The following is a 25,342-nucleotide window of genomic DNA, read 5'->3' as shown; positions in this document are numbered from 1 at the left end:
GTTTGTTGTTAGCGGGCTTGCCCCGCGCCGGCTGCCTAGCGCCCCCCTTCAATACAAAACCCGCTCAAAAGGCGGGTTTTGTGTTTTCAGGCATCAAGGCTGCGTGGGCCAGGGACCCGAACCGTGCGAATACTCAGGAGCTTTGCGCCTGGCGTTTCAGTTCGAGAGATTCGAGCTCGTTTTTATAATTGTGGGCTTCGTTCTCGTTGTGAAACATGCCGACCAACTGATCTTGCTGATGTACATCCCAGATATGAATCCCGTGGGCTACTGCTTCGTGGGACATATGTTCGTCGTCGCGTTCAGTTACTTTTACAGTCATCTGCTTGCTCCAATCTCTGGTTGATCTGCGGCAAGTCGTCGCAGGCCTCTTTTATATGTTTTGTTAGCTTGCTAAGTAAACCGATTTTCTGCGCAACAATTCATTGCATAAAACGCAACTATCCTGCAGGCCGCGTAAACCGTGGGATTGCGTCGCAGGTCGTTGAGTTTTATGACAGAAGTTTCATGTTCGGGTCAGGCTTTTGGGGCTGTATTGGCCATGCTGACGCCATCGCCGGCAAGCCGGCTCCTACCTTTGGAGCGCATTCCCCTTGTAGGAGCCGGTTTGCCGGAGATAGCGGTAGAAGCTTCAACGCAAAACCAACAGGCAAAAAAAAGCCCCGCATTCCGCGAGGCTCTTCTCTGGCTCACCCGCCCATCAGCTGCCTTTGACAGCCTTGCCGTCAACGGTACCGTCGAGCAGCATGATGTTGTATTCCTTGCCGTCGGTTTCAACCTGGCGCAGGGCAACCAGGATGCCGCCCCAGTCCTTGGCAAACCACATCTGGGTGATGCGTTTGCTCTGCGACGGGTCGCGTACACGCTCGACCTTGATCGCATCGATGGAGCCGGCCTTGGTCTGGACCTTTTCCGGGCCGATCACACGGAAGTCGTAGGTGTCGACGTCAGTGCCTTCGACCACGCGGTAGCTCATGCTTTTCTTGCCGGCGGCCACGTCACGTTGCAGGGCCAGCTGGTAGGTCGACTTGTCGAGCATGCCACTTTCGAGGGTGACGTTGACCGGGTCCTTGTTTTCGAAACCGGTGACCTTGTTGGTCGTGCGGTCGAAGTCCAGGTTGATCTTCTTCGCCTTGCCCAGGCCGCCGCGTTCGAAGGTGTAGCTCTTCGGTTGCAGGGCGTCCTTGTCGAACTGGATCACGCTGGTTTCGGTGAGGCTGGCAATCATCATGGAAGCCTTGAAGTTCAAGGTCCAGGAGCCATTGTCGTTCTTGGTCAGGCTGCGTTCAGCCGAACCACTCATGGGCAACTGTTTCCAGTCGGCGGTGTAGCTGGCGGAGAAAGGGTGAAGGTCTGCTGCTTGCACGGCAGGCAAGGCGAACAGCGCAAAAGCGAAGAGCAAGGCGCGACGCATAAAATCTCCTAGGTTCGAATCAAGTGGCCGCTGGCCGCGAGTAACTGACCGTCCAATAATGCACCCTGTTCACCAAGAATCAACCGCCCCTCGGCAAACCAGCGAACAGCCAGCGGGTAAATCCTGTGTTCCTGGGTGTGAACCCGTTGCGCAAGCGTCTGCGCCGAGTCTGCAGACTCTACCGGAACCACTGCCTGTACGACCAGAGGCCCGCCATCGAGTTCCTCGGTGACAAAGTGCACGCTGCAGCCATGCTCGCTGTCGCCGGCGTCGAGCGCGCGCTGGTGCGTGTGCATGCCTTTGTACTTGGGGAGCAGGGAAGGGTGGATGTTCAGCAGGCGCCCTTCATAGTGGCGCACGAAGTCAGCGCTGAGGATGCGCATGAAGCCAGCGAGTACCACGAGTTTGGGGTTGAAGGCGTCGATCAGTTCGACCAGGGCGGCATCGAAGGCTTCGCGGCCTTCGAAGGCCTTGTGATCCAGCGAGCGGGTTTCGATACCCGCGTCCCTGGCGCGTTGCAGGCCGTAGGCGTCGCTGCGGTTGGAGATCACCGCAGCGATGCGCACCGGGCTGTCGCCGGTGCGCGTGCTGTCGATCAGGGCCTGCAAGTTACTGCCGGTGCCGGAGAGCAGCACCACGACATCACAGGTCTGAGACATTAATGAGCCTTGAGGTTCTTCAGTTCAACCTGGGCTGCGCCTTCCGGGGCAGTGGCGATCTGACCGATGACCCAAGGCTGCTCGCCGGCTTCACGCAGCACGTTCAGCGCGGTTTCAACGTGCTCTTGTGCCACGCAGATCACCATGCCCACGCCGCAGTTCAGCACGCGGTGCATCTCGGTTTCGTTGACGTTGCCTTTCTCTTGCAGCCAGTCGAAGACCGCAGGACGCTGCCAGCTGGCCACGTCGACAATGGCCTGGGCGCCTTTAGGCAGGACGCGCGGGATGTTGTCCAGCAGGCCGCCACCGGTGATGTGGGCCATGGCCTTGACGGCGCCGGTGTCCTTGATCAGCTTGAGCAGTGGCTTGACGTAGATGCGGGTCGGAGCCATCAGCAGGTCGGTCAGCGGCTTGCCGTCGAGCTGGGTGTTCTCGATGTCGGCGCCGGACACTTCGATGATCTTGCGGATCAGCGAGTAACCGTTGGAGTGCGGGCCGGAGGACGGCAGGGCCAGCAGGGCGTCGCCCGCGGTGACTTTGGAACCGTCGATGATTTCAGCTTTTTCTACAACGCCAACGCAGAAGCCGGCCAAGTCATAGTCTTCGCCTTCGTACATGCCCGGCATTTCAGCGGTTTCGCCGCCCACCAGGGAGCAACCCGACAGTTCGCAGCCAGCGCCGATACCGGTGACCACTTGTGCTGCGGTGTCGACGTTCAGCTTGCCGGTGGCGTAGTAGTCCAGGAAGAACAGCGGCTCGGCGCCGCACACCACCAGGTCGTTGACGCACATGGCAACCAGGTCGATGCCGATGCTGTCGTGTTTGTTCAGGTTCAGTGCCAGGCGCAGCTTGGTGCCCACGCCGTCGGTGCCGGAGACCAGTACAGGCTGCTTGTAGCCGGCCGGGATTTCGCAGAGGGCGCCAAAACCGCCCAGGCCGCCCATGACTTCGGGGCGCGCAGTGCGCTTGGCGACGCTCTTGATGCGTTCGACCAATGCTTCACCGGCGTCGATGTCTACACCGGCGTCCTTGTAGCTCAGGGAGGGTTGCTTGCTCATGATCCAGGCCTTTAGGGGGGATTTCTGGGTAACGACCGAGCGGGCAGGCGCTTTTTGTAAAAGGCCCAGCCGTTGACGGTCTGCGAAGGCGCGCGATTTTATCAGGCTTGAGGGGCAGCGGCCATCCTCGGGCCGACGGGCAGGGCCATATCCGTGAAAAAAGCCGGTTAAAAATTGCTGACCGAGTCTGCCAAGGCGCGTATTAAGGTATAGCCTTGAACCCGCTATCGTTATGACAGTACGAAAACTTACCAAGACCCTGTGAATGTTTTACCAGTCGCTGTGGTCACAGCCTTGGCAAACCGAGTTCACACGGTCTGTTCCAGCCGCTAATTTTGTCGTTCGGGAATCTTTCATGCGTCTGTGCAAATTCTTCTTTGTAGGCTGCTTGTCGTTGGTCAGCCTGGCGAGTCATGCCGAAACCCTCAATGGTCTTTACCAAGTACTTGAACCGGTCAGCAGCCAGTCGCCCCAGGAGCGCGACCAGGCCACCCAGCGCGCCGTGCAGACCCTGGTAATCCGCCTGACCGGCGACGCCAAGGCTGCCGATGGCCCGGGTCTGGCAGCCGTCCGTAAGGATCCGCAACAAATCATCAGCCAGTACGGCTACGACGCCGGCCCTCCGGAAAGCCTGCAAGTGGATTTCGACCCGGTGAGCACCGACCGCGCCTTGCGTGAGGCGGGCCTGTCGATCTGGGGCAGCAATCGGCCGTCGATCCTCGGTTGGTGGCTGAACGATTCCACCGAAGGCAGCAGCCTGGTCGGTGATGGCCAGGCAGTTGCCCAGGCATTGCGCCGAGCCGCACAGCACCGTGGCTTGCCACTGCGCCTGCCGTTGGGTGACCTGGACGAGCAGGTGGTCGCCACCGCGCCGAACCTGGAAAGCGCCGATGCCACGCCCTTGCGCGCCGCGTCCGAGCGTTACGGCGCCGATGCGTTGCTGGCGGTGCATGCGCGCCAGGAAGGCAACCAATGGCAAGCCAAGTGGCGCTTGTGGCTGGGTGACAAGAGCGAGCAGGGCACCGCCCAAGGCGCTGATACCGGCGCCGTCGCCGATGCGGTGATGCTGGCGGTCAGCCAGAAGCTCGCGCCACGCTTCGCGGTCAAGCCGGGCGTGAGTACGGAACAATTGCTGGAAGTGCAGGGCATGACCCTTGAGCGTTATGCCGCATTGGGCCATCTGCTTGAGCCGTTTGGTGGGCAGCCCCTGTTGGTCGATGGCAATCGCATCGTGTATCGCGTCAATGGCAGTGCCGATCAGTTGCGTACTCAGTTGAGTCTGGCCAAGTTGCAGGAGGTGCCAGCGGGTGAGGCACCTGCACAGCAGTCGGCAGTGGACGGCACTCAACCGGCCCCTGCTCCCGAGCCTCAGGCGCAACTGCGTTTTCGTTGGTAAATGTTCTTCCTTATATAGAAGCAGCTAGAGATGGAGTGGTTTATGGCGGATACGCGTCGTTGGGTGTGGCTTGGCGGGATTGTCCTGCTGTGCGGTTTTGTGTTTTTGCTGCATTCGATCCTGACGCCATTCCTGGTTGCGTTGCTGCTGGCTTATCTGTTCGATCCGGTGGTGGATCGCCTGGAAAAAGTCGGCCTGTCGCGCACCTGGGGCGTGGTGGCGGTGTTCGCCTTGTTCACCTTGATCATCACGGCGTTGGTGCTGGTGCTGGTGCCGATGTTGGCCAAGCAGCTGTTTCGTCTCTATGAGCTGGCGCCGCAGATGCTCGACTGGCTGCAGCACACGGCCATGCCGTGGGCCCAGGCCAAGCTGGGGTTGTCGGATGGGTTCTGGAAGTTCGACAAGGTCAAGGCGGCCATCAGTGAGCACATGGGCCAGACCACCGATATCGTTGGCGTGGTGCTCAGCCAGGCCACGGCGTCCAGCCTGGCGTTGATTGGCTGGCTGACCAACCTGGTGCTGATCCCGGTGGTGGCGTTCTACCTGCTGCGTGACTGGGACATCATGATGGCCAAGATCCGCAGCCTGCTGCCGCGCAATCGTGAGGAGCGCATTGTCTCCCTCGCCGAAGAGTGTCATGAGGTGCTGGGGGCGTTTGTACGTGGCCAGTTACTGGTGATGCTGGCGCTGGGGATCATTTACGCAGCGGGCCTGATGGCGATCGGCCTGGAATTGGGCCTGTTGATCGGCCTGATCGCCGGCCTGGCCGCTATCGTGCCTTATATGGGGTTTGTGATCGGTATCGGCGCGGCGCTGGTGGCGGGGTTGTTCCAGTTTGGTGGCGACCTGTATCCGATGCTGGGTATCGTTGCGGTGTTCATGGTGGGTCAGGCGTTGGAGGGGATGGTGCTGACGCCGCTGCTGGTGGGAGATCGGATCGGCCTGCACCCGGTGGCCGTGATCTTCGCGATCCTGGCGGGCGGTGAGCTGTTCGGCTTTACCGGCATCCTGCTGGCGCTGCCGGTGGCGGCGGTGATCATGGTGCTGGTGCGCCATGTGCATGATCTGTACAAGGATTCGGATGTGTACACGGGGGTGGAAGACCCCGACCTGTAACCCCTTCGTCACAAACCCGGCCCAGGCCGGGTTTGTGGTTTATGGCACCGGGGTGTCAAACAATTTGCGCAAATCGCCCAGGTTAACGCAAACCTTTGATTTTGCTTGTGGTCTGCTGCATTGTGCGCCCGGCGTCACGGGTATAAACTTTGCAAACTTTACACAGAGGCCACTAACGGTTCGTTTGGAGCCGTTCAGTCAGCATGAAACCGATTCAGCTGCCCTTGGGTGTGCGTCTGCGTGACGACGCCACCTTCATCAACTACTACCCAGGCGCCAATGCCGCTGCACTCGGCTATGTCGAGCGGCTTTGCGAAGCCGACGCCGGGTGGACTGAAAGCCTGATCTACCTGTGGGGCAAACACGGCGTGGGGCGTACCCACCTGCTGCAGGCCGCGTGCCTGCGTTTCGAGCAGATGGGCGAGCCGGCGGTTTACCTGCCCCTGGCGGAGTTGATGGATCGCGGGATCGGTATCTTCGACCATCTCGAACAATACGAGCTGGTGTGCCTGGACGATCTGCAAGCGATCGCCGGCAACGCCGAGTGGGAAGAGGCGTTGTTTCACCTGTTCAACCGCCTGCGTGACAGTGGGCGGCGCCTGTTGATCGCGGCATCCACCTCGCCACGCGAATTGCCGATCAAGCTGGCCGACCTCAAGTCGCGCATGACCCTGGCGTTGATCTTCCAGATGCGCCCGTTGTCCGACGAAGACAAACTGCGCGCCTTGCAGCTGCGCGCTTCCCGTCGCGGCCTGCACCTCACTGACGAAGTGGGGCACTTTATCCTCACGCGCGGCACTCGAAGCATGAGTGCGTTGTTCGACTTGCTCGAACAACTCGACCAGGCCTCCTTGCAGGCCCAGCGCAAGCTCACCATTCCCTTCCTCAAGGAAACCCTCGGCTGGTAGCCAACCCTTGTGTTTCGGGGCTTCTGGCAAATTACAGGCGCCAGAAAACCTGCGTTTGGGCCGGTTTGGCCACGCAAAAGGCACGTATAGGGTGTTAAGGGCTTAGATGTCATAGTCCAAACAAGAAGTCACATAGATCACGATTGAATTTGCAAATCGATCTGATAGCGGGCATAGTCTCGACTTCTTTACATATCAGCCACGGTCGTGCCCATGCTAAATCGCTTCGCACCCCTCGTGCCCCTCGCACTCGTTACCCTGTTGTTTGGTTGCGCCTCCCACCCTCAGCAAGTGGCAGAGCAGCAGAAAACCCAACAGCAGTCCCAGGCAAAATTCGTTGCATCGCAGTCTTCCACTGTCTATGAGGAAGAAGTTGCAACCGAGAAGGAACTGGCCGACTTCGCCGGCAACAAGCCTTACCAGCTTCCAGTTCTGGCCGACAGCATTCTTGAACGTGGCATGTCCCTGATCGGTACCCGTTACCGTTTCGGCGGTACCTCTGAAGCCGGTTTCGACTGCAGCGGCTTCATCGGCTACCTGTTTCGCGAAGAAGCGGGCATGAACCTGCCACGCTCCACCCGCGAAATGATCAACGTGGATGCACCGTTGGTCGCGCGCAACAACCTCAAGCCGGGTGATCTGCTTTTCTTCAGTACGGCGGGTCGTGGTCGCGTAAGCCATGCAGGTATCTACCTGGGCGACAACCAGTTTATCCACTCCAGCAGCCGTCGCAGTGGCGGTGTTCGAGTCGACAACCTGGGTGACAGCTACTGGAGCAAAACCTTCATCGAAGCCAAGCGCGCACTCGCCATGGCCCCGACGACGGTTACCGCTAGCAAGTAAACTTAAAGTGATACTTGAAGTTTGACGTGTAAGCGCTAGAATCCCTGGATATTGTTGTAATCCGTTCGCGCGAGCTTTGCTTGCGCGTTCTGGTTTTCAGCGTTCGGCAGCGAAAAGCCGCATCCAGACCAGGATTGTTCTGCCCATGTCGACCTCAGCCCGCCTTATTCTTCTCGTTTGCGCCGCGCTCCTCAGCGCCTGCGCAAGCCGTCCACCGCCCCCTGCGTTCGTGGCGGCCAAGCCCAAGCCCGTGTTCAACTATTCCAGTCAGAGCTTCTCGCCTGCTGCCGAAGACGTGCTCTTCCGTGCGCTGGGCCTGGTTGGCACGCCTTACCGCTGGGGCGGCAACACACCGGACTCCGGTTTCGACTGCAGTGGCTTGATCGGCTTTGTCTACCGTGACGCGGCGGGTATCTCGTTGCCGCGCACCACCCGCGAGCTGATCGTGATGCGTGCCCAGGACGTCAGCGAAGAGAACCTGCAGACCGGCGACTTGCTGTTCTTCGCCACCGGTGGCGGTTCACAGGTCAGCCATGCCGGGATCTACGTGGGGGAGGGGCGTTTCGTACACGCGCCGCAAACCGGCGGTACGGTCAAGCTGGATACCTTGTCCAAGGCGTATTGGCAGAATGCTTACCTGAGCGCCAAGCGCGTGTTGCCAGCAAACCTGGCTCGCAACCCATAACACCCGTAGGAGCCGGCAAGCCGGCTCCTACGGGTTTTGTATTTATTTGGCTGGCGACACCCGCCACACCTTGTTCCCCACATCATCGGCCACCAGCAAATCCCCCTGCTGATCAACCACCACACCCACCGGCCGCCCCATGGCCTTCTCATCTTTATCGAGAAACCCCGTCAGCACGTCCACCGGTTGCCCTTTGGGCTGGCCCCCCTCGAACGGCACAAAGATCACCTTGTAGCCACTGTGTGGCTTGCGGTTCCACGACCCATGCTGGCCGATAAATGCCCCGTTGCTGAACTGCGCCGGCAGTTTGTTGCCCTCTGCGAAGGTCAGCCCCAACGATGCCGTATGCGGGCCCACGGCATAGTCCGGCGCGATGGCCTTGGCCACCAGGTCCAGGTTCTGCGGCGAAACGCGCACATCCACGTGCTGGCCGTAATAACTGAAAGGCCAGCCGTAGAAGCCGCCATCCTTGACCGACGTGATGTAGTCCGGCACCAAGTCGCTGCCGATCTCGTCACGCTCATTCACCGCCGTCCACAACTTGCCCGTCTGCGGCTCCCAAGCCATGCCATTCGGGTTGCGCAGGCCTGAGGCGAAGATGCGGTGCTGGCCCGAGGCGCGATCCACTTCCCAGATCGCCGCCCGACCTTCTTCCGCTTCCAGGCCGTTTTCGCCGACGTTGCTGTTGGAGCCGACGCTCACATACAGTTTGCTGCCGTCTTTGCTCGCTACTACGTTCTTGGTCCAGTGGTGGTTGATGCTGCCGCCTGGCAGGTCGACCACTTTGGTGCCGGCTTCCTTGATCGTAGTTTCGCCCGGTTGATAGGGGAAGCGCAGCAGTTGGTCCGAGTCCGCCACGTACAAATCGTTGCCGACCAGGGTCATGCCGAACGGTGAGTTCAGGTTCTCCAGGAACACTGTGCGCGTCTCGGCAACGCCGTCGTGGTCGGCATCGCGCAGCAGTGTGATGCGGTTCGGGCTCGGCACACCCGCGCCGGCGCGGCCCATGACCTTCTCCATGACCCAGCCGCGAATCCCCTTGGCATCATCCGGTTTGGGCGGCGCATTGGTTTCGGCCACCAGCACATCGCCGTTGGGCAGTACATACAGCCAGCGCGGGTGGTCCAGCCCTTCGGCGAACGCGGCCACCTGGGTGCCTGCGGCGGCCGTTGGTTTTGCGCCATCAGGCCAGCCGATCGCCGGGGCGATGTTGACGGTGGGGATCAGTGTCTTGTTCGGTTCGGGCAACTTGGGCGAAGGACCGGTGCCGTCCGACACCTGCAACGTTGAGCTTTCACCGCAGGCGGCGAGGGTGCCTGCGAGCATGATCAGTAAGGCGAGTCTGGTTTTATGCATGGTGTTCTCCTGAATACCTGTAAGGGTAGAGGAGTACGGCGGTCCGATGGTTCAAGTGCGAGGCCGGCTTTAATTGACGCTCCACCCCCAACCCACTAACCTTCGCGGCTTGTTCCAGGTGCTCTGTGGCGTATGCGTCGACAGGGTGAAACAGGGAAGCCGGTGAGTGAGCGCACTTGTACACAGTGCTGCCGCGATTCCGGCGCTGCCCCCGCAACGGTAAATGAGTCAAGACGCTGCCTTTTGCCACTGTATCGCGCGCGATATGGGAAGGCGCAACGTCGGTCTGCTCGCTCTTTTCACAAGGGCAGGGCGCCACTCATGAGCCCGGAGACCGGCCCGGAGCATCCAACAGCATCACGGTGGGCGATGCTTGGCTGTCTGTATTTTCTTTTCCCTGCCCGCCGTTTTTGTCCAGCCCCAACGGAGAGCTGCCATGACCGATTCCCCCGACCGCGACGAACGTCACCTGGCGCGCATGCTGCGCAAAAAAGCCGTGATCGACGAGCGCATCGCAAACTCCCCCAATGAATGCGGTTTGTTGCTGGTATTGACCGGCAACGGCAAAGGCAAGAGCAGCTCCGCATTCGGCATGCTGGCCCGGGCCATGGGCCACGGCATGCAGTGCGGCGTGGTGCAGTTCATCAAGGGGCGTAACAGCACCGGTGAAGAGTTGTTCTTCCGCCGCTTCCCCGAGCAAGTGCGTTTCCACGTCATGGGCGAAGGCTTCACCTGGGAAACCCAGGACCGCCAGCGCGACATTGCCGCCGCCGAAGCCGCCTGGGCGGTGTCCCGCGAACTGCTGCAAGATCCGGCCATCGGCCTGGTGGTGCTGGATGAGCTGAATATCGCCCTCAAGCACGGTTACCTCGACCTGGACCAGGTGCTCAGCGACCTGCAAGCCCGACCTCCGATGCAACACGTGGTGGTCACTGGCCGTGGCGCCAAACCCGAATTGATCGAAATGGGCGACACCGTCACCGAAATGGGCATGCTCAAGCACGCGTTCCAGGCCGGTATCAAGGCACAGAAGGGCGTCGAACTTTGAATCAGCCCCGTCATTGCCCGGCCGTCTTGATCGCCGCACCGGCGTCCGGCCAGGGCAAAACCACCGTCACCGCCGCGCTGGCCCGTTTGCACCGCAACCTGGGGCGCAAGGTGCGCGTGTTCAAGTGCGGCCCGGACTTCCTCGACCCCATGATCCACGAGCGTGCCAGCGGTGCGCCGGTGTACCAGCTGGACATGTGGATGGTGGGCGAGCAGGAAAGTCGCCGCCTGTTGTGGGAAGCGGCGGGCGAGGCCGACCTGATCCTCATCGAAGGCGTGATGGGCCTGTTCGACGGTACGCCCTCCAGCGCCGACCTGGCGCGGCACTTCGGTGTGCCGGTGCTGGGCGTGATCGACGGCACCGCCATGGCCCAGACCTTCGGTGCCCTGGCCCTGGGTCTGGCGCGTTATCAGCCGGACCTGCCGTTTGCCGGCGTGCTGGCCAACCGCGTCGGCACCTTGCGCCACGCGCAGTTGCTGGAAGGCAGCCTGACTGAAGGCTTGCGCTGGTATGGCGCATTGTCCCGCGAAACCGGGATCGAACTGCCCAGCCGACACTTGGGGCTAGTGCAAGCCAGCGAATTGAATGATCTCGATGTGCGCCTGGATGCCGCCGCTCAAGCACTGGGCAGCAGCTGCGAAGTCGCCTTACCGCCTCCGGTCACCTTTGCCGCGCCCGAAGTGATCGTGGCCGAGCCGTTGCTCGAAGGCGTGCGTATTGCTGTGGCCCGCGACGAAGCCTTCGCCTTTACCTACGGCGCCAGTCTCGACCTGCTACGCGCGATGGGTGCCGAGTTGCACTTCTTCTCGCCGATCCATGACCACCAATTGCCAGACGCCGAAAGCCTCTACCTGCCGGGTGGCTATCCGGAGTTGCACCACCAGGCACTGTCGCAAAACACGCCGATGCTCAAAGCCATCCGCGCTCACCATGCCGCCGGCAAACCCTTGCTCGCTGAATGCGGCGGCATGCTGTACCTGCTCGACTCGCTGACCGATGTCGATGGCGTCCGCGCCGAACTGGTGGGCCTGCTGCAAGGCGATGCCGTGATGCAGAAGAAACTCGCGGCCCTGGCCCTGCAGAATGTCGAGCTGCCCGAAGGCACGCTGCGCGGCCATACCTATCACCACTCCCTCACGACCACCGAGTGGCAGCCGATTGCCCGTGGCCTTAGCCCCAACGGTGGGCGTGGTGCCGAGGCGGTCTACCGGCAAGGCCGCATGACCGCGTCTTACGTACATTTCTATTTTCCATCCAATCCCGTGGCGGTTGCGGCATTGTTTGCGCCAGACCGGGAGGCCGCCATCGCAGGCAAGCCAGCTCCCACAATGTACCGAGTTGAAACCCCATCCAATGTGGGAGCGGGCTTGCCCGCGAAGAGGCCATGACTGACAACGCCTTCCCCGAAGCCGACCGCCAGGCCATCTACCGCGCCATCGCCGAACGCCGCGACATGCGCCACTTCAGCGGCGGCACCGTTGCCCCTGAGTTGCTGCACCGTTTGCTCCAGGCTGCCCATCAGGCCCCCAGCGTCGGCCTGATGCAACCCTGGCGCTTTATCCGTATCAGCGACCGCCAACTGCGTGGGCAGATTCAACAACTGGTGGAAGAAGAGCGCGTACGCACCGCCGAGGCATTGGGCGAACGCTCCGATGAATTCATGAAGCTCAAGGTCGAAGGCATTCACGACTGTGCCGAAGTGTTGGTCGCGGCGTTGATGGATGACCGCGAGCGCCATATCTTCGGCCGTCGTACCTTGCCGGAAATGGACATGGCCTCGCTGTCCTGTGCCATCCAGAACCTGTGGCTGGCGGCCCGTGCCGAAGGCTTGGGCATGGGCTGGGTCTCGCTGTTCGAGCCCCAGGCCCTGGCCGATCTGCTGGGCTTGCCGCCTGGCGCAAAACCCCTGGCGGTGCTGTGCCTGGGGCCGGTGGCCGAGTTCTATCCGGCACCGATGTTGCAGCTCGAAGGCTGGACCGAGCCTCGGCCGCTGAGTGACATGTTGTATGAGAATGCGTGGGGAGTGAGTCAATGAGTGTGGCCTTGCTGTGTGTCGCTGCGGTGGCGCTGGATGCGCTATTGGGCGAGCCCAGGCGCTGGCATCCGCTGGTGGCGTTCGGCAATTTCGCCGGGCGCATCGAGCAACGTTTCAACACCGGTGGGCGCGGTTGGCGCAGCCATGGCGTGACCGCGTGGTTTATCGCGGTGGTGCCGCTGACCCTGCTGGCCACGGCGCTGTCGTGGGCGCCGTATATCGGTTGGGTACTGGAAATTCTCGCGTTGTACTGCGCCCTCGGCATGCGCAGCCTCGGCGAGCATGTGATTCCGGTGGCGCAGGCCTTGCGCAGCGATGACCTGGACGAAGCGCGCAAACGCGTCAGCTACCTGGTGAGCCGCCAGACCAGCGAATTGGACAGCACCGAAGTCGCCCGCGCCGCCACCGAATCGGTGCTGGAGAACGGCAGCGACGCGGTGTTTGCCGCGCTGTTCTGGTTTGTAGTCGCCGGCGTGCCGGGCGTGGTGCTCTACCGCTTGAGCAACACCCTCGACGCCATGTGGGGCTATCGCAACGAACGCTTCGAGCGTTTCGGTTGGGCTGCGGCCAAGATCGACGACGTGCTCAACTACATTCCCGCACGCCTGGTGGCGTTGACCTACGCCGTGCTCGGCAAGACTCGCCTGGCGCTCAAATGCTGGCGCACCCAGGGCCCCACCTGGGATAGCCCCAACGCCGGCCCGGTGATGGCGGCGGGTGCCGGCGCCTTGGGTGTGGAGTTGGGCGGCGCTGCGATCTATCACGGTGAAGTGCACCATCGCCCGCAATTGGGCGAAGGCCCGGCGGCGGATGCCGATTCCATCGACCGGGGCTGGCAACTGGTGCAGCGCGGCGTATGGTTGTGGCTGCTGATCCTGTGCGCGGGGGCGCAATTCTATGCTTGAACACGGTGGCCGGCTGCGCAAGGCAGCGATTCAGTACGGGATTGCCGAGGCCGATTGGCTCGACCTGTCGAGTGGCCTCGCGCCCTGGCCGTGGCCGATCCCGGAGATCCCGTTGCGCGCCTGGGCCCGCTTGCCCGAAACCGATGACGGCCTGGAGCAGGCCGCCAGCGAATACTACGGCGCTGCGCACCTGTTGCCGGTGCCCGGTTCCCAGGCGGCCATCCAGTTGCTGCCACGCCTGCGCCGCGCCGGCAAAGTCGGCGTGTTGTCGCCGTGCTATGCCGAACACGCCGAAGCCTGGCGTCGCGCCGGCTATGTGGTGCGCGAGGTGCAGGAGCAGGAAGTCGACTTCTTTCTTGATGGCCTCGATGTACTGGTGGTGGTCAACCCCAACAATCCCACCGGCCTGAGCCTGACCCCACGACGCCTGCTCGACTGGCATTCGCGATTGGCCCAGCGCGGCGGTTGGCTGGTGGTGGACGAAGCCTTCATGGACGTCACCCCTCAATTGAGCCTGGCGGGCCAGGCCCACCAGGTTGGCCTGATCGTGTTGCGCTCGTTTGGCAAGTTCTTCGGCCTGGCCGGGGTGCGGTTGGGGTTTGTGCTGGCTGAACGCAAGCTGCTCAAGTTGCTGGCTGAACAGGTCGGCCCCTGGGCAGTCAGCGGGCCGACGCGCGTGTTGGGTCAGGTGTGCCTGCGCGACACTGCCGGTCAGGCGCGCCAACGCACACGTTGCATCGAGGCGGGCCAGCGTCTGTTTGCCTTGCTGGAACGCCACGGCTTCCAGCCCCAGGGCGGCTGTGCGTTGTTTCAATGGCTGATCACGCCCCACGCTGAACGCATGCACGAATTCATGGCCCAGCGCGGGATCCTGCTGCGGCTGTTTGTCCATGACAGCAGCCTGCGCTTCGGCTTGCCCGACACCGAGGCCGACTGGTTGCGCCTCGATGAGGCCCTGGCCGCCTACAAGGAAGCTTCATGAGTACATTGATGGTGCAGGGCACCACATCCGATGCCGGCAAAAGCACCCTGGTGACCGCCCTGTGCCGCTGGCTGGTCCGCCAAGGGGTGGCGGTCGCGCCATTCAAACCGCAGAACATGGCGCTCAACAGTGCCGTGACCGCCGAGGGCGGTGAAATCGGCCGCGCCCAGGCCGTGCAGGCCCAGGCCGCCAACCTGGCACCCCACACCGACATGAACCCGGTGTTGCTCAAGCCCAACAGCGACATCGGCTCCCAGGTCATCATCCATGGCCGCGCGGTCACCAGCATGAACGCGGTCGCCTATCACGACTACAAAGCCATCGCGATGCAGGCGGTGCTGGCCTCGCACGCGCGGTTGAGCCAAGCCTACCCGGTGGTGATCGTGGAAGGCGCCGGCTCCCCGGCAGAGATCAACCTGCGTGCCAATGACATCGCCAACATGGGCTTCGCCGAAGCCGTGGACTGCCCGGTGCTGCTCATCGCCGACATCAATCGCGGCGGCGTGTTTGCCCATTTGGTCGGCACGTTGGAGTTGTTGTCGCCCACCGAGCAAGCGCGGGTCAAGGGCTTCATCATCAACCGTTTTCGTGGCGATATCGCCTTGTTGCAGCCGGGCCTGGATTGGCTCGAGGCCCGCACCGGCAAACCGGTGGTGGGCGTGTTGCCCTATGTGATGGACTTGCACCTGGAAGCCGAAGACGGTATCGACAAGCGCCAGATCGACAAGGCTGCACAGGTGCTCAAGGTGGTGGTGCCGGTGTTGCCGCGTATCAGTAACCACACGGATTTCGACCCGCTGCGCCTGCATCCCCAGGTGGACTTGCAGTTTGTCGGCCCGGGTCAGCCGATTCCGGCTGCCGACCTGATTATTTTGCCGGGCTCCAAAAGCGTGCGCGCCGACTTGGCGTACCTGCGTGCCAATGGCTGGGACAACGCCGTGGCGCGGCATCTGCGCTACGGCGGCAAGGTGCTCGGCATCTGCGGCGGCTTGCAGATGCTCGGTGAGCAGGTGCACGACCCGCTGGGCCTGGAAGGGCCTGCCGGTTCCAGCGAAGGGCTGGGGCTGCTGGCGTTCAGCACGACCCTCGAAGCAGAAAAACAGCTGCGCAACGTACGCGGGCGCTTGCTGCTCGAAGACGCCGAAGTCAGCGGCTATGAGATTCACGCCGGCGTCACGACGGGCGATGCCCTGTTGCACGCCGCTGTGCAACTGGACGATGGCCGCAGCGACGGCGCCCAAAGCGCGGACGGGCAAATCCTCGGCACTTACCTGCACGGGCTGTTTGAAACGCCCGCGGCGTGCAGCGCCTTGCTGCGCTGGGCCGGGCTGGTGGATGTGCAGGAGGTGGATTACCACGCGCTGCGCGAACGTGATATCGAGCGCCTGGCGGACCTGGTGGAAAACCATCTGGATACCGAGTTGCTGCGCACGCTATGTGGGATTTGACGGTGCGCACACGACCCAAATGTGGGAGCGGCGGTGCGACGATTCGACTTGCTCGCGAATGCAGTCTCTCAGTTACAGATGCTTTGACTGAACCAGCGCGTTCGCGAGCAAGCCCGCTCCCCTATAGGAATGGGGCAGTTTCGAAAATCCAATCGGCGAAACAAGGCCTAACTCCATGCACCAACTGATTTTGGGCGGCGCCCGCTCCGGCAAAAGCCGTCTGGCCGAAAAACTCGCCAGCGACAGTGGCCTGCCGGTCACCTATATCGCCACCAGCCAACCCCTGGACGGCGAAATGAATGAACGTGTCGCCCTGCATCGCCAGCGCCGCCCCGACCACTGGGGGTTGATCGAAGAACCGCTTGAACTGGCGCGCGTACTGCGCGAACACGCGGCCACTGGGCAGTGCCTGCTGGTGGATTGCCTGACCCTGTGGCTGACCAACCTGCTGATGCTCGAAGACGCCGGGCGCCTGGCGGTCGAACGCGATCACCTGCTGGACACCCTGGCTGCGCTGCCGGGGGAAATCATTTTTGTCAGCAACGAGACCGGTCTGGGTGTCGTGCCGCTGGGCGAATTGACTCGCCGCTATGTGGATGAAGCCGGTTGGCTGCATCAAGCCTTGGCCGAGCGGTGTCAGCGCGTTGTCCTGACGGTCGCCGGCCTGCCCCTGACTTTGAAAGGTACTGCGTTATGACTGACTCCTGGTGGCTCAACCCCTGCAAAACCCTCGACGCCTCGGCGCACGCCCAAGCGCTGGCGCGCCAGCAGCAATTGACCAAACCGGCCGGTTCCCTCGGCCAGCTGGAAGCCTTGGCGGTGCAATTGGCCGGCTTGCAGGGCAGGGTCAAGCCGTCGGTGGATTCACTGTGGATCGCGATCTTTGCCGGTGACCATGGGGTGGTGGCGGAGGGGGTGTCGGCTTTCCCGCAGGAAGTCACCGGGCAGATGCTGCACAACTTTGTCAGCGGCGGTGCGGCCATCAGCGTATTGGCGCGGCAACTGGATGCGCGGCTTGAAGTGGTCGACCTGGGCACGGTAACGCCTGCACTGAACCTGCCTGGCGTGCGCCACCTGAACATCGGTGCGGGCACTGCCAATTTCGTCAACGGCCCGGCAATGTCCGAGGCTCAGGGACGGCTCGCCCTGCAAGCCGGCCGCGACAGCGCACACCGTGCGCTGGAAAGCGGTGCCCAGCTGTTTATCGGCGGTGAGATGGGGATCGGCAACACCACGGCGGCAAGCGCGCTGGCGTGTGCGTTGCTGGCGTGCCAGGTCAGCGACCTGACAGGCCCAGGCACCGGCTTGAACGCCCAGGGTGTGAGCCACAAGGTGGCGGTGATCGAGCGTGCATTGGCCCTGCATGCGGGGCAGCGCGGCGATGCGTTGCAGACCCTCTTCAACCTGGGTGGTTTTGAAATCGCCGCGTTGGTTGGCGCTTACCTGGCCTGTGCCCAGGAAGGCATCGTGGTGCTGGTGGACGGGTTTATCTGCAGCGTGGCGGCGCTGGTCGCGACTCGCCTGAACCCCGCATGTCGCGAGTGGCTGGTGTTTGGCCATCGGGGTGCCGAACCGGGCCATCGTCATGTGCTGCAAACCCTTGAGGCGGCGCCACTGCTGGACCTGGGCCTGCGCCTGGGCGAAGGCAGCGGTGCGGCGCTGGCGGTGCCGTTGTTGCGCCTGGCGTGTGCGTTGCACGGGCAGATGGCGACCTTCGCCGAAGCCGCCGTGGCAGACCGCCCGGCATGACCTTGCACCTGGACCTGCTGCGTCACGGCGAAACCGAACTGGGCGGCGGCCTGCGCGGCAGCCTGGACGATGCGTTGACGGCCACCGGTTGGACGCAGATGCGTGCCGCCGTGTTGCAGCAAGGGCCGTGGGACCGTTTGGTCAGTTCGCCGCTGCAACGCTGTGCGCGTTTCGCCGAGGAATTGGGCGAACGCCTGAACCTGCCGGTGAGCCTGGAGCCAGACCTGCAAGAGCTGCACTTCGGCGCCTGGGAAGGGCTGAGTGCTGCGGCGCTGATGGACACGGATGCTGAAGGGCTTGGGCTGTTCTGGGCCGATCCTTATGGCTTCACGCCACCTGATGGGGAACCGGTGAGTGACTTTTCCCGCCGGGTCCTGGGCGCCGTCGCACGCTTGCATCAGGCCTATGCCGGGCAGCGGGTGTTGTTGATCAGCCACGGCGGGGTGATGCGTTTACTCCTGGCGCAGGCGCGGGGTTTGCCTCGTGAACAGTTGCTGAATGTCGAAGTCGGCCATGGCGGATTGTTCCGCCTGCAGGTCGCGGCAGGCGGCCAGCTCAAGGAAGTGGAGTAGACATGCTGCCGTTCTGGATCGCCTTGCAATTTCTCAGCAGCCTGCCGATTCGTCTGCCGGGCATGCCGCAGCCTCAGGAAATGGGGCGTTCACTGCTGTTTTATCCGGTGGTCGGCTTGCTGTTCGGCGTGCTGCTGTGGGGGCTGAATGCGGCGCTGATGGGCGCGCCACTGTTGTTGCACGCCGCGTTGTTGCTGACCGCCTGGGTCCTGCTCAGCGGCGGCCTGCACCTGGACGGTCTGGCCGATAGCGCCGACGCCTGGCTCGGCGGCTTTGGTGACCGCGAGCGCACGCTCACGATCATGAAAGACCCGCGCAGTGGCCCGATTGCCGTGGTTACCCTGGGGTTGGTGTTGCTGCTTAAGTTCACTGCGTTGGTGGCGTTGATCGAGCAGCATAACGGCGCGGCGTTGATCCTGGCTCCGTTGATCGGGCGTGCATCGCTGTTGGCGTTGTTCCTCACCACGCGTTACGTGCGGGCCGGCGGATTGGGTCAGGCGCTGTCGGATCATTTACCCAGGCTGGTCGGTCACCAGGTGCTGATTCTCAGCGGCCTGGCGTGCATCCTGATCGGTGGTTTCAGCGGCGGGATTGCCGTGCTGCTCGCTGCCCTCTGCTTCGTGGGGCTGCGCCAATTGATGGTCAATCGCCTCGGTGGCACCACCGGCGACACAGCCGGCGCGCTGCTGGAGCTACTGGAAGTGGCGGTGCTGGTCGGCTTGGCCCTGTAACACTTTCTTGCATTTCCTTAATCCCGGGTATATACACGCTCCATGCTTGCCTCCCAATGTTTATGCACAAACCTGCGTCGCGCCGCCCGTGGCGTCAGCAGGTATTACGACGGCGCTCTCGACGGCTTCGGGATCAACGTTGCCCAGTATTCTTTGCTGTGTAACTTGCAGCGTCTCGACCAGCCGAGTATTTCCAGCCTGGCCGAAGCCATGGGCCTGGACCGCAGCACCCTGGGTCGAAACCTGCGGGTGCTGGAAGGTGAGGGCCTGGTGCAGCTGGTTGAAGGCGATGATTTGCGCAACCGCCTGGTGCTGTTGACGGACGCCGGCATCGAACGGCTGGCGGCGGCATTGCCGGCGTGGGAAGCGGCGCAGCAGAAATTGATCGATCAACTGGGCGCGGAAAAACGCGAAACCCTGTTGGCCTTGCTGGACGAACTCGCTTGAAGGCGGGTTTGTTCGAACACAAGCGGGTATATACCCGCGGCGGAGAATAAGAAATGACCTCGATGTGGCGCACCAGTGGCTGGGTTCTTTTGGGGAGTGCGCTGATCCTGGCGTTGTCCTTGGGCGTGCGGCACGGCTTCGGCCTGTTCCTGGCACCGATGAGCAGCGAATTTGGCTGGGGTCGCGAAACCTTTGCTTTCGCCATCGCCTTGCAGAACCTGATCTGGGGCCTGGCGCAGCCGTTCACCGGTGCCCTGGCCGACCGATTCGGTGCGACCAAGGCGGTGTTTGTCGGGGGCGTGCTGTACGCCGCAGGCCTAGTGTTGATGGGCATGTCCGACTCGGCGTGGTCGTTGTCCTTGAGTGCTGGTTTGTTGATCGGTATCGGCCTTTCCGGCACATCGTTCTCGGTCATTCTGGGCGTGGTGGGGCGTGCCGTGCCACCGGAGAAGCGCAGCATGGCCATGGGCATTGCAAGCGCGGCCGGTTCTTTCGGCCAGTTCGCCATGGTGCCGGGCACCCTCGGTTTGATCGGCTGGCTGGGCTGGTCGGCGGCGCTGTTGGCGCTGGGCATGATGGTCGCGCTGATCCTGCCGCTGGTGGCCATGCTCAAGGACCGGCCGCTGCCCGTGGTGGTCGGTCAGCAGACGATGCGCGAAGCCTTGAAAGAGGCCTGCTCCCATTCCGGGTTCTGGCTGCTGGCCTTCGGCTTTTTCGTGTGTGGTTTCCAGGTGGTGTTTATCGGCGTGCACCTGCCGGCTTACCTGGTGGACCAGCACCTGCCGGCGACCGTCGGCACCACAGTGTTGGCGTTGATCGGCCTGTTCAACGTGTTTGGCACCTACACCGCGGGTTGGCTGGGCGGGCGCATGTCCAAGCCGCGCTTGCTGACCGCGTTGTACCTGCTGCGCGCGGTGGTGATCGTGTTGTTCCTGTGGGCGCCGGTGACCGAAGTTACGGCCTACCTGTTTGGCATGGCCATGGGCTTCTTGTGGCTGTCCACCGTGCCGCTGACCAACGGCACGGTTGCGACGTTGTTTGGTGTGCGAAACCTCTCGATGCTCGGTGGGATCGTGTTCCTGTTCCACCAGTTGGGTTCGTTTCTCGGCGGCTGGTTGGGCGGGGTGGTCTATGATCGAACCGGCAACTACGATTTGATCTGGCAGGTGGCGATCCTGCTGAGCCTGCTCGCTGCCGCGTTGAACTGGCCAGTGCGTGAGCGGCCAGTGGCGCGCTTGCAAACCCAACTGGAGGCGGCATGAGTGTAGCGTTGCGGTTTCTGCTGCCTGTGGCGGCCGTGCTGTTGCTGCTCCTCGCTTGGTGGGGTTGGCAGCACGGCGGGCTGGCGTTGATGCAACTGGGTATGTCGATCTGTTAAGTTCATTGCCTGAACTCTTGCAAGGACACTCCCCATGCTGAAGCGTTGGCTCGCTGTACCCGTCCTGATGGCTGCGTTTGGCGGCGTGGCCATGGCCGCCGATTGCCCGCCGTTGCTGGAAGGCCAACTGCCCAAGTTACGCGCCAAGGAATCTATCGACCTGTGCCAGCGCTTCGCCGGCAAGCCGCTGGTGATCGTCAATACCGCCAGCTTCTGTGGTTTTGCGCCGCAGTTCAAAGGCCTCGAAGCCCTGTACCAACGCTACAAGGGCCAGGGGTTGGAAGTGATTGGCGTGCCGTCCGATGACTTCAAGCAGGAAGCCAAGACCGGCGAAGAGACGGCCAAGGTGTGTTACGTGAACTACGGCGTGACCTTTACCATGACGGAGCCGCAGAAGGTCAAGGGGCCGGATGCGGTGCATCTGTTCAAGATCCTGGCGCAGCAGACCAGTGCGCCGAAGTGGAATTTTTACAAGTACGTGGTGGATCGCCAGGGTAAGGTGATTGCCAATTTCTCCAGCCTGACCAAGCCGGACAGTCCGGACCTGATACAGGCGGTGGAGCAGGCGTTGGCTTCAAAACCCTGATCATCGACCACTAAAAAGCCCCGCCTCCTTTGCAGGAGAGCGGGGCTTTTTTACACCGGTCTGAATCAGAAGGTGTAGGTCATGCCCAGGCCGAAACCGTTGGCACTGTTTTCGTATTTGGCGCGGTAGCTGGCGGTCGACGGAGCAGCAGCAGTCTGATTGACCTTGACGTCTTCTTCCTTCAGGTAGGAGTAGGCGAGGTCGATGGTCATGTTATCCATGACTTTGTAGCCCAGGCCCACGCTGAAGATTGTACGGTCACCGGTAGGAATGCGCGGCGAACGATCAGTGTTGTTGGTAGGCGATTGGTCGAAAGTCAGACCCGTACGCAGCACCACCTGTTTGGTCAACTGATACGAAGTACCCACGGCGTAGGCCCAGGTGTCGTGCCAGTCCTGTTTCTCGGTGATCGCGGTCAGCTGGCTTGGTGCCAGGCCACCGCCTGCAGCAGCGGTCACACCTTCGTTATTGACGGTGATTTCCTTCAGGCGGCTCCAGCGTGTCCAAGTGGCACCACCGTACAGTTTCCAGGCGTCGGTCAGGTCTTGAGTGACCGACAGATCGTAGGATTCAGGCGTTTCGATTTTCAGCGAAGCGTCGTAACGGTTGTTGCGCAGGAACGGCTGTGTAGCGGCCGGACCGCTGACGGTGGTGTGACCGTCCAGCTTGTAGTTGACCTTCGAGTGGTAGGTCAAGCCCACGCGTGTGGTATCGGTTGCTTGAACCAGCACGCCGACGTTGAAGCCCAGGGCGGTATCGTCACCCTTGATTTTGACATTGGTGTCGCTGACGGCCGGGTTGAGGGTCTTGTCCGACTCCAGCACGCCGGAAATCCGGTTGATGGTTGGGCCAAAGCCGATGGAAACCCGGTCGTTGAATGCATAGCTGACAGTCGGCTGGAAGGTGATGACCTTCACTTCGCTCTTGCTGCCGAAGCCACGGCCCTGGAAGCCGCTTTCATAGTCGGTCACCAGGCCGAACGGTGCGTAGACACCGAAGCCGATGGCCCACTGATCATTGAGTTTGTTGGTGTAGAAGCCAAATGGCACCGCGGTGAACGGAACCATGTCACCTTTGTTGGAACCGCGAGAGTTGCCGCCGGTGTCGCTGATGTCAGTCGAGGCATCGATGGCCGCAACACCGCCCGTGATCTGCTGGCCATTCAGGCGAGCCATACCGGCAGGGTTACCGTAAACAGTGCTTGCATCATCGGCAGAAGAAGAGCGACCTGCGAAACCCGTACCCATCCCGCTGACGCTCTGTTCGTTCAGTGCGAAACCGCTTGCGAACAGGTGGGAGGATGCCATGGCAACGGCGAGGCTAAGTGTGGTCTTGAGCATTACTTTTTTCATTATTAGAACTCCGTGGTGATCACCGCTGCGGAAAGTAACAATAAATTTAAGTTCGCGCTATAGGCTGTAATGCAGGAGATAGAGCGGTTTTGTAGGACAATCCGACCAAAATCAACGTTTTTAGCCGAATCTTGCAAAACGCCTGATCAACAAGTGACCTGATTCATGGGTGAAACACAGGTTTGCCAGGCTTGAGTGAAATCGCGCAGCCTTCCTTGTGGATGAAAAATTTCTTTCCAGATACGCGCCATCGCCAGAACATCGCCAGGTGCGGGCAATGCACGGGTGTGCTGTTCAACGAGCAGCCAGGCGATGGCGGTGGCGTAACGCAGGTTAACGGTGAGTTCAAGTTGGGGGGCGCTGAGAAATGCATGCTGGCTGGCCAGCCCCCGCACCAGGCTGGCGCGCTCGGGGTCCAGGGCCAGGTAGTCGTCCCAGAGTGCGCGGTGACGAGGTTCGGTGATGCTGTACAGGCCATGGCCGCGCCGATCGTGCAGGGCGGAACCCAGTTCCGATTGGCTGGCAGCAATGCCCAGCAGCAAGGATTCGGCCGCTTGATCATCCCGGCCCAGGTACTTCAGCGTGGGCCTGATCACATAACGACACAATTCACTGGCAGCGATACCCATACAAGCCTCAATCCGTGAAAGTGGTCGACGAAGCCTGAGAGGGGGCTTGGCAGCAGGGGATCGGATCTCAGGCTCGTCGCAAGCGGATCATGCCGCTTGAGTTGAAGTGTAGTGTCATATTTGTGATGTAAAGGACTGTTTTTAAAACATCTTCTTCATTTAGTTATAACGTTTATATCAATTTGGCCTTAGTACAAATGCTCAAACCTTGAATTTCGGGCAATAAAAAACCCTGCTTTTCAGGCAGGGTTTTTGTGTTTCAGCCACTCGGGTCGGTCAGGCAGTCAGGGCCTGACGGGTACGCTCGATCACGGCCTGCAGCGGTTCTGCGCTGGAGTATTGATCGGGGTACAGGCGTTCGCTGTGACGAGCGATGCCGTGTTCGTTGACCAGGGTGAAGCTGAAGCAGCCTTTGCGAGCGGCCATGATCAGGCAGTTCATTGGGGCAAAAGCGTTGGTGAGGGTGCGAATGGCATCCTGAGTGTGGATTTGAGCGTTCATGTTATGGGTGTTCCTACAAATGACACGGATTAAGAACCGTGCAACGTTAAAACGTTCCAGTAACGTTGATCACCATTGATCAAACGAAGAACCCGACTGGAACAAAGCAGCCAGTTTGAAGCGCTGATAAGTTAGGCGCGCTTGGGCTGGCAGGTAGGTACTTAGGAGGGCAGGCAACACAACAGGGGCAAAGGTTCTGGGCCCGGGGTGAAGATCCTGATCAATTTGCAGGTTGGTTCGGTCAGAGTATTGAGACTTCGCGACACCCTTTGCTTGTTCAAAGGCTGTGTCGTCGCAAGGAATACCTGGAAACCATCGAGGTGGTCGATCCCGTGTTGTTCAGGGGACTTGTTCGACCAGAATTGACTTTCAGCTTGGTACTAACGCGGCGGATAGTAACGGATTGAAACAAGGAAAGAAAGTGTGCTAGTCAAAATAATTTAATCAGGCGCCCAGTAACCCGCGATAGACCAGTACCGTGATCGCCGCTGCCAGCGAGCAGCCCAGCCCGTAGGCGGCCAGGGTCAGGCGCAAGGATTGGCCGGTCTCGACCACCTTCATCACGTCGCGCATGTCGTTGATTCGGCCGTCACCCAACTCGATGCACAGGCTCGCGGCGGTAAATGCGGCTGACAGCAGGATGGCAATCGCGAACAAGGCGCCATCGGGGGAGGGCAGCACGGCATTGATGCCCAGCGATATCGCGCAGACCGCCAGCAGCAACAGGGCGAATAACAGAATTCCTTTCATCGAGTCGCACAGGGTTGTGTGGGTGAAGCAGTGTGGCGAGCCGGCGCGGATTTGAAAAGCACCTCGGTTTGGCCCGCCGGTAACATTTTCCACCGTGTCGGATCAAAAAACGCCGACGATATAACCATCAGGTGGGTACTTGTGCACATTAGTTGCGGCGTGTGTAACCACGCTGTCAAGTACGATGAAGGGCCGCCAATTGCCTGCAAAGGAAATTTAAGTCAATGAAAAATCTCGCTTTTTTTTATTGGTGAAAAAATCGTCAGTTTGACTGCGGCCCCCATTCCATGGGCCTTTGCGAGAGTTAAAGGGGGGTTGTCCACTGAGTTATCCACAGCTTCTGTGGATTGTCCCGAGCGCTTGCTCTAGAACGGGCGTGCAGGGTTTTTTCAGCTTTACCTGTACGAAAAAAAGAGTAGAGTGGCGCGCCTTCCGTTCTGTCCCACAGTGCTTTATGAAGTTTCGCTCAGTATCACCTTCTGTTACCGACACTCCTCAAACTGTTACCGCACCCAAGCGTATCTCCTTGAAAGTTGCCTTGTGGTTGCTCGACAGCCCGCGCCTGGGCCATAACACCAACGTCAAACACTTCGCCGGGCGCTTGCTCAAGCAGCCGGCCCGTGAAGGTGTGGTAGCTGCCCAAAGCCGCCTGGGCCAGTTGATGTGCCGTGAATGCGGCAACGCCCGCGACCGCCGCATCGGTCACGACCTGCTGCGCCTGGCCGCCCGCGCCGGTGATCGCCGCGCCCAACGCGAGCTGGGCCAGGTCGAAGACTGAGCTGTCCTCTCGCCCC

At 61.3% G+C, this 25,342-nt stretch carries 28 protein-coding genes and 1 riboswitch; of the genes, 19 read left to right on the top strand and 9 right to left on the bottom strand.

Features of this window, described 5'->3' with window-relative positions; all coding sequences use genetic code 11:
* Window positions 1-133: 133 nt before the first annotated feature.
* The 4 genes from ACVWVP_RS15540 to purM form a co-directional block, all read right to left on the bottom strand.
* Window positions 134-322: a hypothetical protein gene (locus ACVWVP_RS15540; RefSeq protein ID WP_178919837.1), complete on the bottom strand. Its 189-nt coding sequence runs from the start codon at window positions 320-322 to the stop codon at window positions 134-136.
* Window positions 323-700: 378 nt separating this feature from the next.
* Window positions 701-1,414, bottom strand: coding sequence for a DUF3108 domain-containing protein (locus ACVWVP_RS15535; protein WP_178919836.1), 714 nt, complete (start codon window positions 1,412-1,414; stop codon window positions 701-703).
* Between the two features lie 8 nt (window positions 1,415-1,422).
* Entirely contained in the window at window positions 1,423-2,073 is a 651-nt protein-coding gene (purN, locus tag ACVWVP_RS15530; protein WP_178919835.1) for a phosphoribosylglycinamide formyltransferase, read from the bottom strand.
* Window positions 2,073-3,131: a phosphoribosylformylglycinamidine cyclo-ligase gene (purM, locus tag ACVWVP_RS15525; protein ID WP_457407007.1), complete on the bottom strand. Its 1,059-nt coding sequence runs from the start codon at window positions 3,129-3,131 to the stop codon at window positions 2,073-2,075. The genes purN and purM overlap by 1 nt, the downstream gene beginning before the upstream one ends.
* Window positions 3,132-3,486: 355 nt before the next feature.
* Here purM and ACVWVP_RS15520 point away from each other — a divergent pair, with 355 nt between their 5' ends.
* The 5 genes from ACVWVP_RS15520 (at window position 3,487) to ACVWVP_RS15500 (ending at window position 8,079) form a co-directional block, all read left to right on the top strand.
* Window positions 3,487-4,527 (top strand): DUF2066 domain-containing protein, encoded by a 1,041-nt coding sequence (locus ACVWVP_RS15520; RefSeq protein ID WP_457407005.1) that lies wholly within the window; start codon window positions 3,487-3,489, stop codon window positions 4,525-4,527.
* A gap of 42 nt (window positions 4,528-4,569) precedes the next feature.
* Window positions 4,570-5,643, top strand: a complete 1,074-nt coding sequence (locus ACVWVP_RS15515; protein ID WP_176996238.1) for an AI-2E family transporter — start codon at window positions 4,570-4,572, stop codon at window positions 5,641-5,643.
* 203 nt (window positions 5,644-5,846) lie between these two features.
* Window positions 5,847-6,551 (top strand): DnaA regulatory inactivator Hda, encoded by a 705-nt coding sequence (gene hda, locus ACVWVP_RS15510; RefSeq protein WP_457407003.1) that lies wholly within the window; start codon window positions 5,847-5,849, stop codon window positions 6,549-6,551.
* A 213-nt stretch (window positions 6,552-6,764) separates the two neighbouring features.
* Entirely contained in the window at window positions 6,765-7,394 is a 630-nt protein-coding gene (locus ACVWVP_RS15505; protein WP_178919833.1) for a C40 family peptidase, read from the top strand.
* Between the two features lie 145 nt (window positions 7,395-7,539).
* The gene (locus ACVWVP_RS15500; protein WP_176996236.1) at window positions 7,540-8,079 is read left to right on the top strand and encodes a C40 family peptidase; all 540 of its coding nucleotides are present in this window, start codon (window positions 7,540-7,542) and stop codon (window positions 8,077-8,079) included.
* 42 nt (window positions 8,080-8,121) lie between these two features.
* On the opposite strand, the gene ACVWVP_RS15495 is transcribed toward ACVWVP_RS15500, so the two are convergent.
* Entirely contained in the window at window positions 8,122-9,435 is a 1,314-nt protein-coding gene (locus tag ACVWVP_RS15495) for a PQQ-dependent sugar dehydrogenase (RefSeq protein ID WP_457407000.1), read from the bottom strand.
* A gap of 99 nt (window positions 9,436-9,534) precedes the next feature.
* Window positions 9,535-9,792: riboswitch (cobalamin riboswitch) on the top strand.
* Between the two features lie 79 nt (window positions 9,793-9,871).
* On the opposite strand from ACVWVP_RS15495, the gene cobO reads away from it, so the two are divergent.
* The 13 genes from cobO (at window position 9,872) to ACVWVP_RS15430 (ending at window position 21,316) form a co-directional block, all read left to right on the top strand.
* The gene (gene cobO, locus ACVWVP_RS15490; RefSeq protein ID WP_025855821.1) at window positions 9,872-10,483 is read left to right on the top strand and encodes a cob(I)yrinic acid a,c-diamide adenosyltransferase; all 612 of its coding nucleotides are present in this window, start codon (window positions 9,872-9,874) and stop codon (window positions 10,481-10,483) included.
* On the top strand, window positions 10,480-11,871 hold the full coding sequence (locus ACVWVP_RS15485) for a cobyrinate a,c-diamide synthase (RefSeq protein WP_457406998.1): 1,392 nt from the start codon (window positions 10,480-10,482) through the stop codon (window positions 11,869-11,871). Before cobO ends, ACVWVP_RS15485 begins: the two co-directional genes overlap by 4 nt.
* Window positions 11,868-12,518 carry a 5,6-dimethylbenzimidazole synthase gene (gene bluB / locus ACVWVP_RS15480; protein ID WP_178919829.1) on the top strand — a complete coding sequence of 217 codons (651 nt, stop codon included), beginning with the start codon at window positions 11,868-11,870 and terminating at the stop codon, window positions 12,516-12,518. Before ACVWVP_RS15485 ends, bluB begins: the two co-directional genes overlap by 4 nt.
* Complete coding sequence (gene cbiB, locus ACVWVP_RS15475) at window positions 12,515-13,423, top strand: adenosylcobinamide-phosphate synthase CbiB (RefSeq protein WP_176996231.1); 909 nt, start codon at window positions 12,515-12,517, stop codon at window positions 13,421-13,423. The genes bluB and cbiB overlap by 4 nt, the downstream gene beginning before the upstream one ends.
* Window positions 13,416-14,405 carry a threonine-phosphate decarboxylase CobD gene (cobD, locus tag ACVWVP_RS15470; RefSeq protein WP_259172925.1) on the top strand — a complete coding sequence of 330 codons (990 nt, stop codon included), beginning with the start codon at window positions 13,416-13,418 and terminating at the stop codon, window positions 14,403-14,405. Before cbiB ends, cobD begins: the two co-directional genes overlap by 8 nt.
* Window positions 14,402-15,853, top strand: a complete 1,452-nt coding sequence (locus ACVWVP_RS15465) for a cobyric acid synthase (protein ID WP_457406996.1) — start codon at window positions 14,402-14,404, stop codon at window positions 15,851-15,853. Before cobD ends, ACVWVP_RS15465 begins: the two co-directional genes overlap by 4 nt.
* Before the next feature lie 175 nt (window positions 15,854-16,028).
* The gene (gene cobU / locus ACVWVP_RS15460; protein WP_457406993.1) at window positions 16,029-16,550 is read left to right on the top strand and encodes a bifunctional adenosylcobinamide kinase/adenosylcobinamide-phosphate guanylyltransferase; all 522 of its coding nucleotides are present in this window, start codon (window positions 16,029-16,031) and stop codon (window positions 16,548-16,550) included.
* The gene (cobT, locus tag ACVWVP_RS15455) at window positions 16,547-17,602 is read left to right on the top strand and encodes a nicotinate-nucleotide--dimethylbenzimidazole phosphoribosyltransferase (RefSeq protein WP_457406990.1); all 1,056 of its coding nucleotides are present in this window, start codon (window positions 16,547-16,549) and stop codon (window positions 17,600-17,602) included. Before cobU ends, cobT begins: the two co-directional genes overlap by 4 nt.
* Window positions 17,599-18,174 (top strand): alpha-ribazole phosphatase family protein, encoded by a 576-nt coding sequence (gene cobC, locus ACVWVP_RS15450; RefSeq protein WP_457406987.1) that lies wholly within the window; start codon window positions 17,599-17,601, stop codon window positions 18,172-18,174. The genes cobT and cobC overlap by 4 nt, the downstream gene beginning before the upstream one ends.
* 2 nt (window positions 18,175-18,176) lie before the next feature.
* On the top strand, window positions 18,177-18,905 hold the full coding sequence (locus ACVWVP_RS15445; protein ID WP_457406984.1) for an adenosylcobinamide-GDP ribazoletransferase: 729 nt from the start codon (window positions 18,177-18,179) through the stop codon (window positions 18,903-18,905).
* Between the two features lie 42 nt (window positions 18,906-18,947).
* Window positions 18,948-19,352: a MarR family winged helix-turn-helix transcriptional regulator gene (locus ACVWVP_RS15440; protein WP_178919822.1), complete on the top strand. Its 405-nt coding sequence runs from the start codon at window positions 18,948-18,950 to the stop codon at window positions 19,350-19,352.
* Between the two features lie 53 nt (window positions 19,353-19,405).
* Window positions 19,406-20,614: an MFS transporter gene (locus ACVWVP_RS15435; RefSeq protein WP_372339900.1), complete on the top strand. Its 1,209-nt coding sequence runs from the start codon at window positions 19,406-19,408 to the stop codon at window positions 20,612-20,614.
* 150 nt (window positions 20,615-20,764) lie between these two features.
* The gene (locus ACVWVP_RS15430; protein WP_457406979.1) at window positions 20,765-21,316 is read left to right on the top strand and encodes a glutathione peroxidase; all 552 of its coding nucleotides are present in this window, start codon (window positions 20,765-20,767) and stop codon (window positions 21,314-21,316) included.
* Window positions 21,317-21,381: 65 nt separating this feature from the next.
* On the opposite strand, the gene ACVWVP_RS15425 is transcribed toward ACVWVP_RS15430, so the two are convergent.
* The 4 genes from ACVWVP_RS15425 to ACVWVP_RS15410 form a co-directional block, all read right to left on the bottom strand.
* Window positions 21,382-22,668, bottom strand: a complete 1,287-nt coding sequence (locus ACVWVP_RS15425) for an OmpP1/FadL family transporter (RefSeq protein WP_457406976.1) — start codon at window positions 22,666-22,668, stop codon at window positions 21,382-21,384.
* Window positions 22,669-22,814: 146 nt separating this feature from the next.
* Window positions 22,815-23,297 (bottom strand): hypothetical protein, encoded by a 483-nt coding sequence (locus ACVWVP_RS15420; RefSeq protein ID WP_176996221.1) that lies wholly within the window; start codon window positions 23,295-23,297, stop codon window positions 22,815-22,817.
* 276 nt (window positions 23,298-23,573) lie between these two features.
* Window positions 23,574-23,798, bottom strand: coding sequence for a hypothetical protein (locus ACVWVP_RS15415; protein ID WP_005790139.1), 225 nt, complete (start codon window positions 23,796-23,798; stop codon window positions 23,574-23,576).
* A 444-nt stretch (window positions 23,799-24,242) separates the two neighbouring features.
* The gene (locus tag ACVWVP_RS15410; RefSeq protein ID WP_178919818.1) at window positions 24,243-24,548 is read right to left on the bottom strand and encodes a hypothetical protein; all 306 of its coding nucleotides are present in this window, start codon (window positions 24,546-24,548) and stop codon (window positions 24,243-24,245) included.
* A 454-nt stretch (window positions 24,549-25,002) separates the two neighbouring features.
* On the opposite strand from ACVWVP_RS15410, the gene ACVWVP_RS15405 reads away from it, so the two are divergent.
* Window positions 25,003-25,326 carry a sel1 repeat family protein gene (locus tag ACVWVP_RS15405; RefSeq protein WP_457406971.1) on the top strand — a complete coding sequence of 108 codons (324 nt, stop codon included), beginning with the start codon at window positions 25,003-25,005 and terminating at the stop codon, window positions 25,324-25,326.
* Window positions 25,327-25,342 lie beyond the last annotated feature (16 nt).

The sequence above is a fragment of the Pseudomonas sp. TE24901 genome, from assembly GCF_054058375.1.
This window is presented reverse-complemented; position numbering and strand designations above follow the sequence as displayed.

Coding starts and splice junctions, on each gene's coding strand:
- ACVWVP_RS15540 (WP_178919837.1), bottom strand. CDS start 322: ATGACTGTAAAAGTAACTGAACGCGACGACGAACATATGTCCCACGAA.
- ACVWVP_RS15535 (WP_178919836.1), bottom strand. CDS start 1,414: ATGCGTCGCGCCTTGCTCTTCGCTTTTGCGCTGTTCGCCTTGCCTGCC.
- purN (WP_178919835.1), bottom strand. CDS start 2,073: ATGTCTCAGACCTGTGATGTCGTGGTGCTGCTCTCCGGCACCGGCAGT.
- purM (WP_457407007.1), bottom strand. CDS start 3,131: ATGAGCAAGCAACCCTCCCTGAGCTACAAGGACGCCGGTGTAGACATC.
- ACVWVP_RS15520 (WP_457407005.1), top strand. CDS start 3,487: ATGCGTCTGTGCAAATTCTTCTTTGTAGGCTGCTTGTCGTTGGTCAGC.
- ACVWVP_RS15515 (WP_176996238.1), top strand. CDS start 4,570: ATGGCGGATACGCGTCGTTGGGTGTGGCTTGGCGGGATTGTCCTGCTG.
- hda (WP_457407003.1), top strand. CDS start 5,847: ATGAAACCGATTCAGCTGCCCTTGGGTGTGCGTCTGCGTGACGACGCC.
- ACVWVP_RS15505 (WP_178919833.1), top strand. CDS start 6,765: ATGCTAAATCGCTTCGCACCCCTCGTGCCCCTCGCACTCGTTACCCTG.
- ACVWVP_RS15500 (WP_176996236.1), top strand. CDS start 7,540: ATGTCGACCTCAGCCCGCCTTATTCTTCTCGTTTGCGCCGCGCTCCTC.
- ACVWVP_RS15495 (WP_457407000.1), bottom strand. CDS start 9,435: ATGCATAAAACCAGACTCGCCTTACTGATCATGCTCGCAGGCACCCTC.
- cobO (WP_025855821.1), top strand. CDS start 9,872: ATGACCGATTCCCCCGACCGCGACGAACGTCACCTGGCGCGCATGCTG.
- bluB (WP_178919829.1), top strand. CDS start 11,868: ATGACTGACAACGCCTTCCCCGAAGCCGACCGCCAGGCCATCTACCGC.
- cbiB (WP_176996231.1), top strand. CDS start 12,515: ATGAGTGTGGCCTTGCTGTGTGTCGCTGCGGTGGCGCTGGATGCGCTA.
- cobD (WP_259172925.1), top strand. CDS start 13,416: ATGCTTGAACACGGTGGCCGGCTGCGCAAGGCAGCGATTCAGTACGGG.
- ACVWVP_RS15465 (WP_457406996.1), top strand. CDS start 14,402: ATGAGTACATTGATGGTGCAGGGCACCACATCCGATGCCGGCAAAAGC.
- cobU (WP_457406993.1), top strand. CDS start 16,029: ATGCACCAACTGATTTTGGGCGGCGCCCGCTCCGGCAAAAGCCGTCTG.
- cobT (WP_457406990.1), top strand. CDS start 16,547: ATGACTGACTCCTGGTGGCTCAACCCCTGCAAAACCCTCGACGCCTCG.
- cobC (WP_457406987.1), top strand. CDS start 17,599: ATGACCTTGCACCTGGACCTGCTGCGTCACGGCGAAACCGAACTGGGC.
- ACVWVP_RS15445 (WP_457406984.1), top strand. CDS start 18,177: ATGCTGCCGTTCTGGATCGCCTTGCAATTTCTCAGCAGCCTGCCGATT.
- ACVWVP_RS15440 (WP_178919822.1), top strand. CDS start 18,948: ATGCTTGCCTCCCAATGTTTATGCACAAACCTGCGTCGCGCCGCCCGT.
- ACVWVP_RS15435 (WP_372339900.1), top strand. CDS start 19,406: ATGACCTCGATGTGGCGCACCAGTGGCTGGGTTCTTTTGGGGAGTGCG.
- ACVWVP_RS15430 (WP_457406979.1), top strand. CDS start 20,765: ATGCTGAAGCGTTGGCTCGCTGTACCCGTCCTGATGGCTGCGTTTGGC.
- ACVWVP_RS15425 (WP_457406976.1), bottom strand. CDS start 22,668: ATGAAAAAAGTAATGCTCAAGACCACACTTAGCCTCGCCGTTGCCATG.
- ACVWVP_RS15420 (WP_176996221.1), bottom strand. CDS start 23,297: ATGGGTATCGCTGCCAGTGAATTGTGTCGTTATGTGATCAGGCCCACG.
- ACVWVP_RS15415 (WP_005790139.1), bottom strand. CDS start 23,798: ATGAACGCTCAAATCCACACTCAGGATGCCATTCGCACCCTCACCAAC.
- ACVWVP_RS15410 (WP_178919818.1), bottom strand. CDS start 24,548: ATGAAAGGAATTCTGTTATTCGCCCTGTTGCTGCTGGCGGTCTGCGCG.
- ACVWVP_RS15405 (WP_457406971.1), top strand. CDS start 25,003: ATGAAGTTTCGCTCAGTATCACCTTCTGTTACCGACACTCCTCAAACT.